Here is a 15,152-nt window from a genome sequence, read left to right on the forward strand (position 1 = left end):
AAATTATCTTATCATTTTGTTTAAACGCACAATTAGATGCAGACACTGCATTTTTACTATGTATTTATTATTGCACCTAAGTAATAGTATTTTTAAGAAATAGAAAAACGCCGACTCAACTCCGTCAGCGCATCGTTCATTTTATGCTTTTTTATAAAAACTAGCATTTATCTCGCGGGTTCAAAAGTTTTACAGCCAGGTTCTTCCGTTTCAGAAACATGGTGACTACTTTCAGGACTCACAACGTAAATGGACTCTGCACTGCATTTATTTCCGGACTTCCAATACATACACTCATTCACTTCACATAATACACCTTGTGCCACTGTTATCCCTCCTTTGCTTTTCTTATCTATTCACTACCCGAAATATAACGATTCTAACATTTTCATGCAAAAAAACCGCTTGTTTATCAAGCGGATCTTTTTATTGCGTGTGTTCAACATACTGTTTTTTAGCTAAATATAACTCACGGCTCAGCGTGATCCGCCGTTCTCTTAATTTCCTTAATTTAGCCTGAAATTGTTCGTTAGTTGGCTCTTCTTGAATCAAGCGATACGTAAAAGAAATATCTTCATTTAACTGTTTAAAATCTTCCCATATCTCTTGAACGAGGGCGGATTGTTTTTCTTCAAATGAACGACTTTGCTGCGTTTTTAGCGCGGCTAAGATTTCCTGCTGCCACGTTTCGTCTTTTATTTCTTTTGCTAATAAGTATAGATCTAAATAATCGTCAATGCATAAAGCCGTTTGTTTATTATTCAATGTCATCACCTTTTCTATACGAAATGTTTCTTCCTAAGAAGAGGGTTTCATCATAGAAAAAGATTCCTCTTCTTATCTGTCAGAGCTAGGCTATGCTGGAATTAGCACCATTCAATAATTGTGGTTGCTGAGGCTTCAAAGGGCCAGTCCCTCCACCTCTCTAGATAAGAATATTTCGCTTTTAAATTATTTCTGACTATTCTAATATGTTTTATAGGTTACGTCAATAGCTTTTCAATAAAAAGAAAAAAGAAGTAAAATATGGTATGATTTTATAAAGGATGGTGAGCACATGAAACGATATATGTTATCTGCCTTTTTGGGAAGCTTGCTGCTGCTTCTTAGCATTGCCTTTTCATCTACTTTCCACGTTGCAATTGTCAAAACAACCGGAAGCATTGGAGGGATTATTTTAGCAGCGGCGGCTCTGATTATGAACGCGCTTGAAGATCCCCCCTCCTCAGACAATACAGGTGGAGGAGCCGTTGAAGTACTAGATAAAGGCGCTGTTTGGGCTACTTATTTACTTTTACTTTCATTACCGAACCTCATCGCATGTATAACATCTTATGTTTTATGGACTCGCTGACATTCACTAACGTTACGGACGTTTTACCACCTGCAGGCTCATTGATATTTGTTTATCTACAAATCCAAGTTCACGATACACATGCTGTGCAAAATTCCCAGCATGAACGCTGAGTCTGATTTCAGGATATGCTTTGATAGACAATTCATTGATTGCTTTTTGCATTAACGGCTTGGCTAGACCTTGCCCGCGGTATTCCGGTACAACATATAATTCGTAGATAAAGCCAATTTCTTCTTTTGAAAAGAAGTCGGCGGATGGGCCGATAAGAACCCAGCCTGCGAGTTTATTTTCTTGTCTCGAAACTAAATAATAACAGCCTTTTTCAAGGGCATTACCAACTAATTCATTTACGCGTTCAGCTGACGGATGAAACTGCTTCATTGTTCCTTCAAACAGCGCATCAGCAGATTTCGTCCGAATTTCCTGTATTTCTTCTTCAGTAGCTTTTGCAATCATCACGATCTCTCCTTTTGTGTTCGTTTTCCACATGCGAGGATAAATTCCTGCAAAAAAAGTCTTCGCCTAAGCGAAGACTTTTATTTAAATTCAAAATGTTCTTGATGATTGCCTTGTTCGTCCGTCCAGTTAATCATAATGTCTAAACCTGCCGCTTTTCCAGGAACAGCAAAATTCGCATAGCGAAAACGCTGACCGCTTTTGCTTAAGTTAGACCTTTCAATAGGAGAAAACAAGCTGTATTTCGCCTTATTTTTTCCTTCGTGCCGAAAAGCTTGGACCTGCACGCGCTCTACGTCTTTTCCAATGTTTGCAACGGTTAATCCATATGTATGATAGACGTTATTTTTCCACTTTAGCTGATTATCTCCCGTCATGCTCGCTTTTGTCAGTTCAACCGACCATTGTTCAGATGATTTCTTCATTGGAAGCTTCTCAATCGAAAGAGCGCTGACATGAATGTTTGCAAAAGCAAGCCAAACAAAACAAAAAGTGCTGACTGTATAAAATAGTCTTTTCATAGATTTTAATCTCCTTAGAAATTTTAGTAGTAGCATCTCCTATTCACTTAAAAATTATGATAAACGCTTTAACAAAAAAAGCCTCTCCATTTAGGAGAAGCTTCTTGTTAATGCATAAGCAAATCTTTTTGTTTGTCTAATGAGTGTTTTGTATATAAATCTCTTTCAATCGCATATTTAGGACGCTGTTTCACTTCGTTAAAAATCTTGCCAATATATTCTCCGACAAGACCCATTCCCATTAGCTGCAAGCCGCCTACAAGCCAAATCGATAAAATAAGAGACGTCCAGCCAATTTGCGTATGATCTAAATATTTTTGAATCAGCGCATAAATACCAAACGCAATGCTAAAGAGAAAAGAAGCTCCTCCAAGCAGCGTTAATAAGCGTATTGGCGCTACGCTAAAAGATGTAATCCCGTCGAATGCAAAAGCGAGCATTTTCTTTAGGGGATATTTTGATTCGCCCGCCGTCCGTTCTTTGCGGTCATATGTGACTTCCGCGGAACGAAATCCTACTAATGGTACAAGGCCTCGTAAAAAGACGTTTCCTTCTTTATATTTCATAAGTTCACCAAGAGCACGTTTGCTCATGAGACGAAAGTCGGCGTGATTTTGAACGAGCTGAATTCCTAGCTTATTCATAAAACGGTAAAATCCTACTGCCGTAGTTCGTTTAAAAAATGTATCGGTTTCTCTACTGTCTCGAACACCATATACAACTTCATACCCAAGCCAATACTTCTCTACAAAAGTACGAATGACGTTGATATCATCTTGCAAATCTGCGTCAATGGAAATGACGCAGTCAGATTGCTTATGGGCTGCTTCTAGTCCTGCGAGCAAAGCATTTTGATGTCCTACATTTCGCGCTAGCTTTAACCCTTTTACAAATAAATTACTGCAGCTTTCTTTTTCAATAAGCGACCACGTGCTGTCTTTGCTTCCATCGTCTACAAATAAAATGGTACTTTCACTTGATACGAGACGTTCATTTATCAATTCTTTTACTACAGTAGTTAATTGAAAAGATGTCTCTGTGAATACTTCTTCTTCGTTGTAACATGGAACAACAATCGTTAAAATAGGTCTGTTCATGTTATTGCCCCCTTACTTTGCTTCATATACATACACTTTCCAAGCGGACTGTTTATCGTTAAATGCTTTTAAAAAGTGCAAACCGTCACTTTCAGCATTTTCGATTGGAACAGCTGAAAAAATATAGCGACCGCCCATTTTTTTAAATTGGCTGATATTAAGCTGCAAATGACAGATTTTTTTCGTTGAGTCTTTTCGGTAATCATATTTTTTCCCTAGCTCGCTAACAAACACATAGCAGCGGTTCCCCCAGTGATCATAGTAGCTTTCTAACTTTTTATTTTTATCAAGCTCTTTGGCAATGATTTTGCGAAACTCATGTTTATATGTTAACGGATAGAAGTTGTTATACGTATCTAGCGTATAAAAGCCGTTATACTGAGCAATAGATGGATGAAGCCCTATGCTCGCTACGCGATAAGATGATTTAGGTTTTCCGATATACCTGCTGATTTCATCAAATTGATGAACAGCATAAAATTCTTTGACTGACGGCTCGTGATTGTAGCGATAGTAAAGTTCAGGATTCGCTATAAATAACACAAGCAGCTGTAAAATCAAACACACCCACACAAACTTTTTCCACGCCTTGCCCCTTTTCCACAAAACATAGCCGCCAACGGCAAACATCAAATAAATAATGAGCGGGCGTAAAAAATGAAATCTAGCAAAGTTAAACGTATTTAAAAGCTGAAATTTTTCTTTTAGCGGCTCCCATCCTTTATAAAACCAAAACGCATACCAAATCGACAGTAGTAGATTAAGAATAAATAACTGCAAAAACGTTTTTTCAAGCTTTTCCTTGCGATTTCGAGCAACAAACCACAATACGACAAAAGAAAGCGGTAAAATGACAAAGGTATGAAGCGTCATTACATGCGTATGCCCGAGCGTATAGTTCTTTAAAGCAAGGCGAACGGAATGCCCAAAGCTTAGAGTGGAGCTTAAAAATTCATTTCGACTCGTCGGGGCCTCCGGAAATAAAAGCGAATCAACAAGTCGGTATTCAATGAGCAGAAAGACAGCGGTCATCGCTGCAATACTGCTTAAAAAAGGAATATTCCACGCTCGTTTTTTCACTACGTCTCTTAGCCATAGCAGCCCCATCGCCGCTAAAAAGAAGAAAAATCCGAGCACAAAGCTCGCGTAAAACGGAAGCAGTAAAAGTGTAAACCATTCCTTCCATGTTCCTTCGCGGCTTCGAATGGTTAAAAACGCCCACAGTGCCAGCGGCTGTCCTAGTGTACTCAGCATGCCCGAAGGCCAAAATGGCGTAAGTGCAAAAGCAAGCGATACAAGCACTCGAATCGCATAAGCATCCTCGCTTTTAATAAAATGCTTTTTTAATAATAAATACATTCCAATTAAAGCAAATACGCGCGTAATCGTTTGGCTGAGGCTGTACGCAAGCATGGTAGGAAATAAGCCATACAGCCACTGAATACCGCTAAATTCTGTTCCAAACGTATTCCTCGGCAATCCGTTAATAATTTGAGGTAATACGGCATGACTGGAGCCAAACAGCTCTCCGCTTCGATGCAGAACTTTATACCATGTAATATTTGAGTCTAAATTATCATGCACGCGTATATGTGAATTTTCCCCGAGCAAAAACATAGGGGATACATACGCAAGCAGCAAAAGGAACGCGATAATAAGCAATGTTTTTTCTTTATTCATAGCTGTTTCTTTCTTCATCTGTTAACACCTATTTCCATTTCATAATTACTAAAAGCTAATCGTGCATGACGACCGCTTCTTTTTTTTCATTAAATACAAAGTATTTTTGACCCGTATAATTTAAAAGCGTATACAGACCTGTTCCAATTAATATACCGACGTCTTTTTTGAACGGACGCACAGCAGCAGGAAGTTGATGCAATAACCAGCTGGAGAACTGCAGTCCAATATAGTAAGACAAGCCGTAGCAAATGCCAATAACCAAAATAAACCGCAGTATGCTTTTGGATAAATGAACTCCGCTTTTAAACGTAAATATTCGATTTAACACGTAGCTGACGACTGCTCCCGCTGCGTTTCCGATAAACGTTGCTGCCCAGTATTGATGAAACATATGAAGCAGTACATACATAATGGAAAGACCTACTGCTGTATTGACCAGTCCCACTACTAAAAAACGTACAAAAGATCCTTTCATATAAACTCCTTTTGATTTTGATACTTTCACAAAAATTACATATTATGACTTTAAATACAGTTTAAGTGTAGCAACTCCACTTAAAAATCTAATGAAAATAACATTAAAAACAGATGAAAAAAAGCTAAAAGAATCAATAAAAATCAGGATTCTTTTAGCTATTTAGTAGAGCCTTCAATCATTAATTTTTGATCGCTTTGATTATCAAACGCATCCACTGCCGCTACTTCTATTTGATACGCAGTATGAGGCTGCAAACCTGATAACGGAAGACTTAAAACATCCGGAACAGGATCGCTGTAATATTGAGAAAATGCATTATATGTTTTGACCACTTTTCCAGTTTCTTTATTTTTGACGGTAATGCGATAAGAATGAACCATCAGATTATCCACCGCTTGCGTAAACTGGATATAAAGCTGATTTGCTGAAGCTTTTTCTTGTATAACAGAAATAGTAGAGCTTGGAAGAAAAATCGGTTTTACTAAATCTCGCTCATTCGTGTAGTGAAATTTTTTTGTATCTGCAGGTATGTCAATTTCCCACGCTTCTCCCGTCCACTTATTTGCGTGAAAATCTCGCCTTTTAACGACTACTTTTTGATTATAAACCTCTACAAGAAGACCTTGACTCACATCTCGGTAGCCAGGAGGAAGTTCACCTTGTAAATATCCAGCACCAGGCCATATATACCGAACAGAAGACGTTGCAAGAGAGGTAAAATCTCTTTGAAAAATAGTACGAGGGTCGTCCAACGGATGGTGGGTATGACCAGAAAACGTAATGACTTGCGGATAAGGTTTTAACGTATTGTAAAGAAGCTGTTCATTCACTTCTATCCCCCACCTGTTTTTCCCGTACAGTGTATTGTTAATAGGCTGATGAATAAAGACAAAAATCGGTTTTTTAGGATCGTCTCGCTTTGCTATCTTCAACTGTTCAGCAAGCCAGTTAATTTGTTTGATTGAATAATCACCAGCGGTCAGACGGCTTTCTGTTCCAAGCATGATAAAATGATATCCTTTTATCACTTGATGAAAGTAAAGAGACTTCATTTTGGTTTTAGATAAAAAACGCTGCTGCGCTTGCTGATTGGTTACGCTGTCCCGGTATTCATGGTTGCCAATTGTAAAAAGAGATACGGCCTGCGGCTGTTTATTTTGATTATAAATAGAAAAAAAGCGGTCGTATTCTTTCAACGCGCCGGTATCAGCCAAATCTCCTACTACTACAAATGCATCTTGTTTCGGTGCCTGTTCATTTAATTGCGTTAATGCATGTTGAAAAGTACGCAAATCAAGCGTTCCTGTTTCCTTAATATGAACATCACTGATCACAGGAAAAACTAGCTTTGGTTCGATGTATCCGCTTCGTCCGCTCTTCTCTTCGGCTCGTACGTTTAAGGTAATCCCGCATATAAGAACACTTATTAATACTAAAGCGAGCCAGTCTTTTTTCAGCGTTTCCATAAAACCGCCGAGCATGATGCTTCCTCCTTTCTTCACTGCTGCGTCTCAGTCATTTTCTCTACGTGTATGAGCTTTTATTTTATGTAATTTCAAAATATCTAATCGTATAGTTTCAATATTTCTTTTCGTGTTTGCACACACTATGTTCACAATCAATTCATTACACTTTTCCTAGTCATAGTGGTATGATTTTCGTATATTACAGACTAATTGTTGAAAATGTAGGAGTGAATATTTTGAAAACGGTCGCTGTTATTGGAGGAGGAATTACGGGCTTAACCACTCTGTACTATTTGCAGAAACTAAAACGAGAACGTAATCTCCCGCTCAAATTATTATTACTAGAGAAACATGCCCATTTAGGAGGGAAAATCAATACGCGTGAAGCTGGGGAATTTATTATGGAAACAGGGGCAGATTCTATTGTGGCTCGAAAAGAAAACGTTATGCCTCTGCTAGAAGAGCTGTACTTAACAAACGATTTAGTCTATAACGAAACGGGCAAATCGTTTATTTACTCTGCTAATGAGCTGCTGCCAATTCCTGAAGATACCATGTTCGGTATTCCAACAAGCGTGGAATCTCTTTTTAAAAGCGAGCTGATTTCTTCAAAAGCTAAAATTACAGCTTTAAAAGACTTAATCACTAAAAATACAACGTTTACGAAAGACAGCTCAATTGGACTCTTTTTAAAACATTTTTTAGGAGAAGAGCTAGTAGAAAAACAAATTGCACCTATTTTATCCGGCGTCTACTCTGGCGATTTAGACAAACTCACGATTTCTTCGACTCTCCCGTATTTGCTCGATTACAAAAACACGTACGGGAGCATCATTAAAGGAATGGGCGCCAATGAAAAGAAATTTAAAACGGCAGGAAATAAAAAATTCATTTCGTTTAAACAAGGTTTATCAACGATTATTCACCGCTTAGAAGAAGAGCTTTCTGATGTAACGATTTTAAAAGATACGCCAACCACCAGCATAAAACGGAACGGTGAGCGCTACCAAATCAGTACGCCGGGGCAAGCCTATTCAGCAGATTACGTGGTGTTAGCTACACCGCACACGACTGCTCAGCACCTGTTGAACGATCGCGAATTAAACGAAGACTTTGAGCAGTTAAAAGATTCTTCTCTCATTAGCGTGTACATCGGCTATGACGTTCCAGACGAATACCTTCCCGCTGAAGGCACCGGGTTTATTGCTTCTCAATCAAGCAACTTAATCGCCAATGCCTGCACGTGGACGAGCAAAAAATGGGCTCATACTTCTAAGCGAGGGAATTTGTTAGTTCGCCTGTTTTATAAAAGCACGAGTCACCACTTTGACAGCCTGCGGGCGATGTCAAAAGAAGAGCTGCTAGCAGTGGCACAAAAGGACATTGAAAACAGCTTAGGGATTAAAGAGCAGCCCATTGAAAGCGACGTAACAAATTGGGATAAATTGATGCCTACCTACCACCTTAAACACGGTGAACTCGTACGCAGCTTGACTCAAAAATTGCATGACAAGCACCCCGCTATTACATTAGCCGGCTGTTCTTACTATGGAGTAGGCATTGCAGCGTGTATAACAAACGGCAAACAAACGGCCGAAGCTATCTCTCAACAGTTGACTTAAACAAGGATTGAAAACAATAAAAGGCCTGAAAATAAATATATTATTTTCAGGCCTTTTATTACCTTTTCGTTAGCATATAAAGCTACTTTCCTTACTATTAACAACTCTTTTATCGCTTTTCTTTTTGCAAAGCAGCAGTAGCAAACAATACAAGATAGCGCTCGTCTGAAGTTAATCTAAGCCAATGTTTCACTTTATATCTCACAGGTTTCCGCTCCCTTCCTTCAAGGTTTTATATGAAAAGACTTTATATAAAGATTCAATAACGATAAGAAATGATGCTAGATATGTATTTTATTCCCACGCCCGCTTGTTTACAAACTTTTTTAAGCATAAGACTCTTCGTTTATTTCCCTGAAAATAACACTATTTTCGCCATTATCATCTTGCTATTTGAGAAAAAAGTGTACATTTCTTTCCTATTTTGACGAACATTGCGATAAATAAAAGCTGCCAACTGCAGCAGCTTTTATGTTAAAGGACTAATCTAATTATATTGCCTGATGGATCTTTTGTGATGAAATCTTGGTTTTCTTTAGACACAGCTGCTCCAATTTCACGAAGCTGACTTATTGCATGCTCCCTTGCTTCTTCAGCTGGAAAAACAAGTGTAAATGACTCCAAACCAACGCTGCTTTCAAGAGGACTAGGCGCTCCAATTCCATTCCAAACGTTTAGTCCGATGTGATGATGATAGCGCCCAGTTGAAATAAACAATGCTTGATTATGGTAATTGCTAACAACCTCAAAACCTAATCCATTTCGATAAAAGTTTTCCGTTTGCTCTAATTCAGAAACGTGAAGGTGAATATGTCCCATTAAGGTAGCTGAAGGTAATCCTGTCCATGGTTTACCGTTTCCTTCAGATAATATCGCTTCTGCATCTAAAGGCTTTGTAGCCATTACTACTTCACTGTCATTCCATTCCCATGTACTTGACGGACGATCTCGATAAATCTCTATGCCGTTTCCATCTGGATCTGCCAAGTACAGCGCTTCGCTCACTAGATGATCAGACGCCCCTTGAAGCGGATAACCGCTATTTAACAAATGCTGAAGAACATTTCCTAAATCAGAACGAGTCGGCAACAATAGAGCAAAATGATATAAGCCTGTTGTACGAGGCTGTTTTGCTGTAACATTTTCCGGCTGTTCAATCGATAAAAGCGCCGTGCGTCCATCAGCTGTTAGCAAGGCTTTGTTCTCTTTTCTCCCTAAAAGTTTAAACCCGATTATTTGCTGATAAAAAGCAAGTGAACGCTCTAAATTTTCTACTTTTAAATTTACTTTCCCAACAAATACATGGGGTGCACGGTGAAAGTTCATGATTATTTCTCCTTTTGAATATATCATTTTTTAATTAACTTACTTTATGTAACTTATTATATTTTTATAACTTAGTTTCGTCAAGTTATTTATTTTACTATCATAACTTAAAGCTTATATCACAGCACAACCAATTGAATAAGCCCGCCTGCTCATAATATAGTATGAACAGGCGGGCTTATTTACCATTATGCATAAACTATCAAAACAGTTCTCTGCTTTTGCGTTTGACATTTCCATTAACAAAATACTGTATTCTCTCTTTTTGCTCATTTGTTGGCTTCTTATACGTTTCACATTCAAACTGAAAACATGCTTTTTCTAAATCGACTTCATTTCCTGCAATTTCTCCAATCGCACTCAATTGGTTTAAATCTCGCCAAAGTTCCTCAGAAGTTTCAGGGTCAAAATGAGATGAAAGATAATACTGCGCATCATATTCTTTAAGTTCTCTCTGAATCCGCTCAAGGTCTTCTTTATCATAGCTCCAGTCACCGCTATAAAAATCTGGACATAGACAATCACCTAAAAACAGTACTTTTTCTTTGGGGACATAGACAACGGAAGAGTCCTGCGCGTGTACCCCTCCAATATGCTGAATCCAACAAGTGATTCCACCTAGGTCAACTTCCATATGATGATGAAACGTTACGTCCGGCTCCTGTAAAATTAACATCTCTCGACTCGGCATTTCTTTCTTTATCATGTCCCGGCAAAATTCAATTTCTTCACCTTCCCGAACACGTTTATCCAAGGCATCATCGTCCCAGCGCAGTGTCTTTAAATAGGCCAGCTTTTTCTTCGTTAAATGATGGCTGATTGTATACTTGTTCATTGCATGAATGCCAAATGTATGATCCCAGTGCCAATGTGTAATAGCTACTCCTTTGATTGGAGGGGCTCCCATTTTTTCCACTTCTTCTAAAAATGATGATGCATGCGCGGGAGAATTCCCAGCATCTACGACGAAACTATACTTCTCCCCGCATATAAGCCCGAGCACCGGCCGATCCGTTTCTTCAGAATGAGGAAAGTAATAAACGTGGTCCGTTAGTTTTTTCAGCATATTTACACCTGCTTTATGTAGTTTAATAAAAGCCTCTTTACCAAATGGTAAATAATGATAAATAAACTGTATCATACTCGGTGCTGCTTGCCTATCCAATTAGCTGATATTGGACTTTTCTTGAAGAGGCATGACTTTTTCCGGCTCTGCTGCTTTGTACTTTAAGAAGATCATCACACTAATCATCACAATCATTCCTCCCACTAGCTGAGAAACGGTTGTCATTTCTCCAAGCAAGAAATAAGCGAGAATGATGGCACCAATTGGCTCTCCTAAAATAGCCATTGAAATCGTTGTAGCATCTACGTACTTTAACAGCCAGTTAAATAAGGCATGACCAAAAATATTAGGAATAAGCGCTAAAAGCAAAAAAATCCACCAGTCCTTTGTGTCATACTGAGTCAGCGATACGTTTGCACAAATATTGTAGACAAATAGAACCAGTCCACCGATTAAAAAAACGGCGAAGCTATAGATGATTGGAGGCATTTTCCTGCATAGATCTTGCCCCGCCAGCATATGAACAGAAACGGCCACTGTACCTAAAACAGAAAGTAAGTCTCCGTAAAGAGCCGTTTTGGATACTCCGATATCGCCTGATGCGATAATCACCGATCCGCTAACAGCAATTAAAATACTGATGATTCCTACTTTGCTTGTTTTTTCTTTAAATAAAAAATAAGCTCCTATCACTACGAAGACTGGCTCAAGCGCAGTCAAAATCATAGCGCTAGCAACTGTTGTGTGTGAAAAAGACTCCATCCAAAACAGAAAATGAAGCCCTAAAAACAAGCCTGATACAGACAGCATAATCCATTCCTTTACCGTGCTATTTTTTAAAAGGATGCTCATTTTCCTCCATGGTAAAAACGGTAAAAATAAAAGGACGGTAAACAGCAGTCTATACATGCCTAAAATAGAAGCAGGCGCGTCCGACCATTTAATTAAAATAGAAGAAAAGGATACGGCTAATACACCGATTAAAAGAAAGACAGGAGGCGGTAAAGGAAGAGTTGATTTATTCATGCCATTACTCCTTTTAGAATCTCTTTTTTCATATTTACTACAGGAATATCCACTCCCCCTCTATGCACCATTTCTTTTTCCTCTATGTAAAAGCCGATTGATTCATACAAAGCTATATTACGAGAAACACTCATTCTCACCTTACATGATAAACTTTCCTTACCACACTCTTTGGCGTACGCTTCTAACCATTGAATAAGCTGCTTAGCCATTCCTTTTCCTTGAAAGGAGGGAATAACAGATAGACGGTAAAAATATAAACTCGCTTCTTCTAGCATAAAACGCGCCATCGCTACCGGCTTATTTTCGACGGATAAAATGACAGCTTCTTTTCCATGCTTTAACGATTGCATAATAGATTCCGTTGTTTCATCAAGAGCACTGGACGGTGGGACAGAATCGCGATAGACGGAGAAGGCTTGCAACATAAGATCGTGAACTGTAGCAGCGTCCTCCGGCTGTGCTAAGCAGTACTTCATAAATTTTTACCCTCTTTCTATAAAAATTAAGTATATCTAATTATTATACAACACCACCTATTTTTTTCCTACACCTTTTATTGATTTTTATTAAGGAGAATAACCTCTTTTTACGCTTTTACACCTTCTTAACTTTACTCCATTAGTCTATTAATTCATTAGCACACACTCTTGAGAACTTTTGGTCGAAATGGTTAAAATTCTGTTGGGAGGGAATCATCATGACATTTTCTTGGCTTATACCTTACATAGCCGTGTCACTTATCATCGTTTTAATACCAGGACAAGACATGATTTTTGTAATGACACAAAGTATTGCTTCAGGCGTCAAAGCAGGCATCAAAACCGTATTGGGATCTATCACGGGAACATTCGTACATACTCTTTTAGCCGCAGTAGGGCTATCTATTATCTTTCAAAAATCAATTATTGCCTTTACGATTCTAAAGGTTGTAGGTGTTCTGTACCTGCTGTTTTTAGCCTACCAATCGTTTCGCGAAAAAAGCGGTCCGTTGGAATTAACAGAAAACGTTCAGCAGCACCATCACTTTAGAAAAGGATTTGTTAGCAACTTAACCAATCCAAAAGTAGCTATTTTCTTCATTACGTTCTTACCGCAGTTTGTTAATTCGTCTCTTGGACATGTAAGTTTGCAAATGATTTTGTTTGGTATCATCTTTATCGCCGAAACGCTCATCATCTTTTCACTTATTGCGCTATTTGCTTCTGGCCTTGGGAAAAAAGTCAAAAAAAGCCGTATCTTTCAGCACACATTAAAATATGTAAAAGGAACGGTTTTTGGGGTACTTGGCCTAAAACTTTTATTTTCTAGCAACAATTAAGTAAAACAAAATGAAATTTCTTTCATCCCTGCTGTTATCGCCTTTTCATACCCGCTTCATTTGTCATATCACCCTATTTTTCCATGTGAGGTTAGTTGACAAAAGACCAAAATTATTATTTTATATATATATAAGGTTCAGATTTAGCAACAGGATTCGACAAGGATAATGAAGAAAAACAGCGGGGAAATAGGGAAATCTATCTAAATAGAGGGAAAATTCTATAAATTCACGTTTTTTATTATTATTCTACTATAATTCATGAAGAGGTGAAACTATGCAAGAAGTAGTTCAAGGTTTTGTTAGTTCAATTAACGAATTTCTTTGGTCCTACTTACTGATTGCGATGCTGATTGCATTTGGTTTGTTTTTTACATTCAGGTCAAAGTTTTTACAAATTCGGCTGTTAAAAGAAATGATTCGTGTATTAAAAGAAGGTGCAGATAGCTCTTCTAAAGACGGAATTTCGCCATTCCAAGCGTTTTGTATCAGTATGGCAGCCCGCGTTGGTACGGGGAACATTACAGGTATTGCGATTGCGATCGCTTTAGGGGGACCTGGTGCTGTATTTTGGATGTGGGTGCTTGCCGTTATTGGTTCAGCTTCAGCATTTATCGAGAGTACGTTAGCACAAATATACAAAGTAAAAGACAAAGACGGCGGCTTCCGAGGCGGACCGGCTTACTATATGGAAAAAGGGTTAAAAAAGCGCTGGATGGGCGGACTTTTTGCCATCTTAATTACTTTATCATTCGGCTTAATTTTTAATGCTGTACAATCAAACACGATTACCCTTGCGTTTGAAAATGCGTTCGGAACGAATCGTCTAGTGTTAGGAATTATTATGACAGTGGCTTTCGCTGCCATTATTTTTGGCGGAGTTAAGCGTATTGCAAAAATGTCAGAATACATTGTTGTGGTACTCGCTGTTGCTTATATTGGTGTAGCATTCTTCATTATTATCATGAACATTCAAGAAATGCCTTCTCTTATCGCTCAAATCGTTAAGAATGCATTTGGTTTTGAACAAGTTGCCGGAGGTTCTCTTGGAGCAGCTCTTATGCAAGGAATTAAACGCGGATTATTCTCAAATGAAGCGGGTATGGGTAGCGCGCCAAACGCCGCAGCCGCTGCAACAACAAGCCACCCGGTAAAACAAGGGTTGATTCAAGCCTTTGGTGTATTAACGGATACGCTTATTATTTGTAGTAGTACTGCCTTTATCATTTTACTTTCAGGTGCTTACACAAATAAAAATTTAAGCGGTATTGAGTTAACACAGGCTGCTTTAAGCACTCATATTGGTTCTTGGGCAGCAGGCGCTCTTGCGATTATGATTTTCCTATTTGCTTTTAGTACGTTAATTGGTAACTACTACTACGGAGAAACAAATATTGAGTTCTTGAACACAAATAAAGCTTGGCTGATGACTTATCGTGTTGCTGTACTTGCAATGATTGTGTTCGGTTCTATTTCTCAAATTCAGCTTGTATGGGACTTAGCAGACCTGTTTATGGGCTTTATGGTAGTAGTCAACTTAATTGCCATTCTCTTGCTCTCGAAAGTGGCCTTTTCTGCACTCAAAGATTATCTTGCCCAAAAGAAAGCTGGAAAAGACCCTGTCTTCTATCAAGACAGCATTTCTGGACTTGATAATATTGATGCATGGGATCATTCAGAAGATAAATCTAGCTCAAAAAAAGCAATTTAACAAAAAAGCCGTGAATATTCAC

16 protein-coding genes and 1 riboswitch are annotated in these 15,152 nt (G+C 38.5%); of the genes, 4 read left to right on the forward strand and 12 right to left on the reverse strand.

Features of this window, described 5'->3' with window-relative positions; all coding sequences use genetic code 11:
* Nucleotides 1–167: 167 nt before the first annotated feature.
* Both ACO1DI_RS04430 and ACO1DI_RS04435 read right to left on the reverse strand, forming a co-directional pair.
* Nucleotides 168–326 (reverse strand): DUF1540 domain-containing protein, encoded by a 159-nt coding sequence (locus ACO1DI_RS04430; RefSeq protein WP_016765258.1) that lies wholly within the window; start codon nucleotides 324–326, stop codon nucleotides 168–170.
* Between the two features lie 100 nt (nucleotides 327–426).
* Nucleotides 427–765 carry a hypothetical protein gene (locus ACO1DI_RS04435; RefSeq protein WP_014458608.1) on the reverse strand — a complete coding sequence of 113 codons (339 nt, stop codon included), beginning with the start codon at nucleotides 763–765 and terminating at the stop codon, nucleotides 427–429.
* A gap of 69 nt (nucleotides 766–834) precedes the next feature.
* Nucleotides 835–936: riboswitch (SAM riboswitch) on the reverse strand.
* Between the two features lie 121 nt (nucleotides 937–1,057).
* On the opposite strand from ACO1DI_RS04435, the gene ACO1DI_RS04440 reads away from it, so the two are divergent.
* Entirely contained in the window at nucleotides 1,058–1,354 is a 297-nt protein-coding gene (locus tag ACO1DI_RS04440; protein WP_115654767.1) for a hypothetical protein, read from the forward strand.
* Between the two features lie 12 nt (nucleotides 1,355–1,366).
* Here the strand turns inward: ACO1DI_RS04440 and ACO1DI_RS04445 are convergent, their stop codons facing one another.
* From ACO1DI_RS04445 to ACO1DI_RS04470, 6 genes are all read right to left on the reverse strand, one after another.
* The gene (locus ACO1DI_RS04445) at nucleotides 1,367–1,813 is read right to left on the reverse strand and encodes a GNAT family N-acetyltransferase (protein ID WP_042991951.1); all 447 of its coding nucleotides are present in this window, start codon (nucleotides 1,811–1,813) and stop codon (nucleotides 1,367–1,369) included.
* An 80-nt stretch (nucleotides 1,814–1,893) separates the two neighbouring features.
* Nucleotides 1,894–2,334 (reverse strand): hypothetical protein, encoded by a 441-nt coding sequence (locus tag ACO1DI_RS04450; protein ID WP_014458605.1) that lies wholly within the window; start codon nucleotides 2,332–2,334, stop codon nucleotides 1,894–1,896.
* A gap of 107 nt (nucleotides 2,335–2,441) precedes the next feature.
* The gene (locus ACO1DI_RS04455) at nucleotides 2,442–3,431 is read right to left on the reverse strand and encodes a glycosyltransferase family 2 protein (protein WP_115654769.1); all 990 of its coding nucleotides are present in this window, start codon (nucleotides 3,429–3,431) and stop codon (nucleotides 2,442–2,444) included.
* Nucleotides 3,432–3,443: 12 nt separating this feature from the next.
* On the reverse strand, nucleotides 3,444–5,129 hold the full coding sequence (locus ACO1DI_RS04460) for a DUF6044 family protein (RefSeq protein WP_423145123.1): 1,686 nt from the start codon (nucleotides 5,127–5,129) through the stop codon (nucleotides 3,444–3,446).
* 37 nt (nucleotides 5,130–5,166) lie between these two features.
* Complete coding sequence (locus tag ACO1DI_RS04465) at nucleotides 5,167–5,589, reverse strand: GtrA family protein (RefSeq protein ID WP_423145124.1); 423 nt, start codon at nucleotides 5,587–5,589, stop codon at nucleotides 5,167–5,169.
* A gap of 158 nt (nucleotides 5,590–5,747) precedes the next feature.
* On the reverse strand, nucleotides 5,748–7,073 hold the full coding sequence (locus tag ACO1DI_RS04470) for a metallophosphoesterase (RefSeq protein ID WP_014458601.1): 1,326 nt from the start codon (nucleotides 7,071–7,073) through the stop codon (nucleotides 5,748–5,750).
* A 221-nt stretch (nucleotides 7,074–7,294) separates the two neighbouring features.
* Here ACO1DI_RS04470 and ACO1DI_RS04475 point away from each other — a divergent pair, with 221 nt between their 5' ends.
* Nucleotides 7,295–8,680, forward strand: a complete 1,386-nt coding sequence (locus ACO1DI_RS04475) for a protoporphyrinogen oxidase (RefSeq protein WP_014458600.1) — start codon at nucleotides 7,295–7,297, stop codon at nucleotides 8,678–8,680.
* A 474-nt stretch (nucleotides 8,681–9,154) separates the two neighbouring features.
* Here ACO1DI_RS04475 and ACO1DI_RS04480 read toward each other — a convergent pair whose 3' ends face one another.
* The 4 genes from ACO1DI_RS04480 to ACO1DI_RS04495 form a co-directional block, all read right to left on the reverse strand.
* On the reverse strand, nucleotides 9,155–10,006 hold the full coding sequence (locus tag ACO1DI_RS04480) for a VOC family protein (RefSeq protein ID WP_014458599.1): 852 nt from the start codon (nucleotides 10,004–10,006) through the stop codon (nucleotides 9,155–9,157).
* A gap of 202 nt (nucleotides 10,007–10,208) precedes the next feature.
* Nucleotides 10,209–11,171 (reverse strand): MBL fold metallo-hydrolase, encoded by a 963-nt coding sequence (locus ACO1DI_RS04485; RefSeq protein WP_423145125.1) that lies wholly within the window; start codon nucleotides 11,169–11,171, stop codon nucleotides 10,209–10,211.
* Nucleotides 11,172–12,098, reverse strand: coding sequence for a DMT family transporter (locus tag ACO1DI_RS04490; protein ID WP_423145126.1), 927 nt, complete (start codon nucleotides 12,096–12,098; stop codon nucleotides 11,172–11,174). It abuts the gene before it with no gap.
* The gene (locus ACO1DI_RS04495) at nucleotides 12,095–12,577 is read right to left on the reverse strand and encodes a GNAT family N-acetyltransferase (protein ID WP_115654774.1); all 483 of its coding nucleotides are present in this window, start codon (nucleotides 12,575–12,577) and stop codon (nucleotides 12,095–12,097) included. The genes ACO1DI_RS04490 and ACO1DI_RS04495 overlap by 4 nt, the downstream gene beginning before the upstream one ends.
* Nucleotides 12,578–12,798: 221 nt before the next feature.
* On the opposite strand from ACO1DI_RS04495, the gene ACO1DI_RS04500 reads away from it, so the two are divergent.
* Together ACO1DI_RS04500 and ACO1DI_RS04505 are read left to right on the forward strand one after the other, a co-directional pair.
* Nucleotides 12,799–13,419 carry a LysE family translocator gene (locus tag ACO1DI_RS04500; RefSeq protein WP_013058667.1) on the forward strand — a complete coding sequence of 207 codons (621 nt, stop codon included), beginning with the start codon at nucleotides 12,799–12,801 and terminating at the stop codon, nucleotides 13,417–13,419.
* 277 nt (nucleotides 13,420–13,696) lie between these two features.
* The gene (locus ACO1DI_RS04505) at nucleotides 13,697–15,130 is read left to right on the forward strand and encodes an alanine/glycine:cation symporter family protein (protein WP_195696076.1); all 1,434 of its coding nucleotides are present in this window, start codon (nucleotides 13,697–13,699) and stop codon (nucleotides 15,128–15,130) included.
* Nucleotides 15,131–15,152 lie beyond the last annotated feature (22 nt).

Source organism: Priestia sp. 40 (assembly GCF_049368575.1).
Taxonomy (GTDB): domain Bacteria; phylum Bacillota; class Bacilli; order Bacillales; family Bacillaceae_H; genus Priestia; species Priestia zanthoxyli.

Coding starts and splice junctions, on each gene's coding strand:
- ACO1DI_RS04455 (WP_115654769.1), bottom strand. CDS start 3,431: ATGAACAGACCTATTTTAACGATTGTTGTTCCATGTTACAACGAAGAA.
- ACO1DI_RS04505 (WP_195696076.1), top strand. CDS start 13,697: ATGCAAGAAGTAGTTCAAGGTTTTGTTAGTTCAATTAACGAATTTCTT.
- ACO1DI_RS04440 (WP_115654767.1), top strand. CDS start 1,058: ATGAAACGATATATGTTATCTGCCTTTTTGGGAAGCTTGCTGCTGCTT.
- ACO1DI_RS04490 (WP_423145126.1), bottom strand. CDS start 12,098: ATGAATAAATCAACTCTTCCTTTACCGCCTCCTGTCTTTCTTTTAATC.
- ACO1DI_RS04460 (WP_423145123.1), bottom strand. CDS start 5,129: ATGAAGAAAGAAACAGCTATGAATAAAGAAAAAACATTGCTTATTATC.
- ACO1DI_RS04445 (WP_042991951.1), bottom strand. CDS start 1,813: ATGATTGCAAAAGCTACTGAAGAAGAAATACAGGAAATTCGGACGAAA.
- ACO1DI_RS04495 (WP_115654774.1), bottom strand. CDS start 12,577: ATGAAGTACTGCTTAGCACAGCCGGAGGACGCTGCTACAGTTCACGAT.
- ACO1DI_RS04500 (WP_013058667.1), top strand. CDS start 12,799: ATGACATTTTCTTGGCTTATACCTTACATAGCCGTGTCACTTATCATC.
- ACO1DI_RS04480 (WP_014458599.1), bottom strand. CDS start 10,006: ATGAACTTTCACCGTGCACCCCATGTATTTGTTGGGAAAGTAAATTTA.
- ACO1DI_RS04450 (WP_014458605.1), bottom strand. CDS start 2,334: ATGAAAAGACTATTTTATACAGTCAGCACTTTTTGTTTTGTTTGGCTT.
- ACO1DI_RS04470 (WP_014458601.1), bottom strand. CDS start 7,073: ATGCTCGGCGGTTTTATGGAAACGCTGAAAAAAGACTGGCTCGCTTTA.
- ACO1DI_RS04465 (WP_423145124.1), bottom strand. CDS start 5,589: ATGAAAGGATCTTTTGTACGTTTTTTAGTAGTGGGACTGGTCAATACA.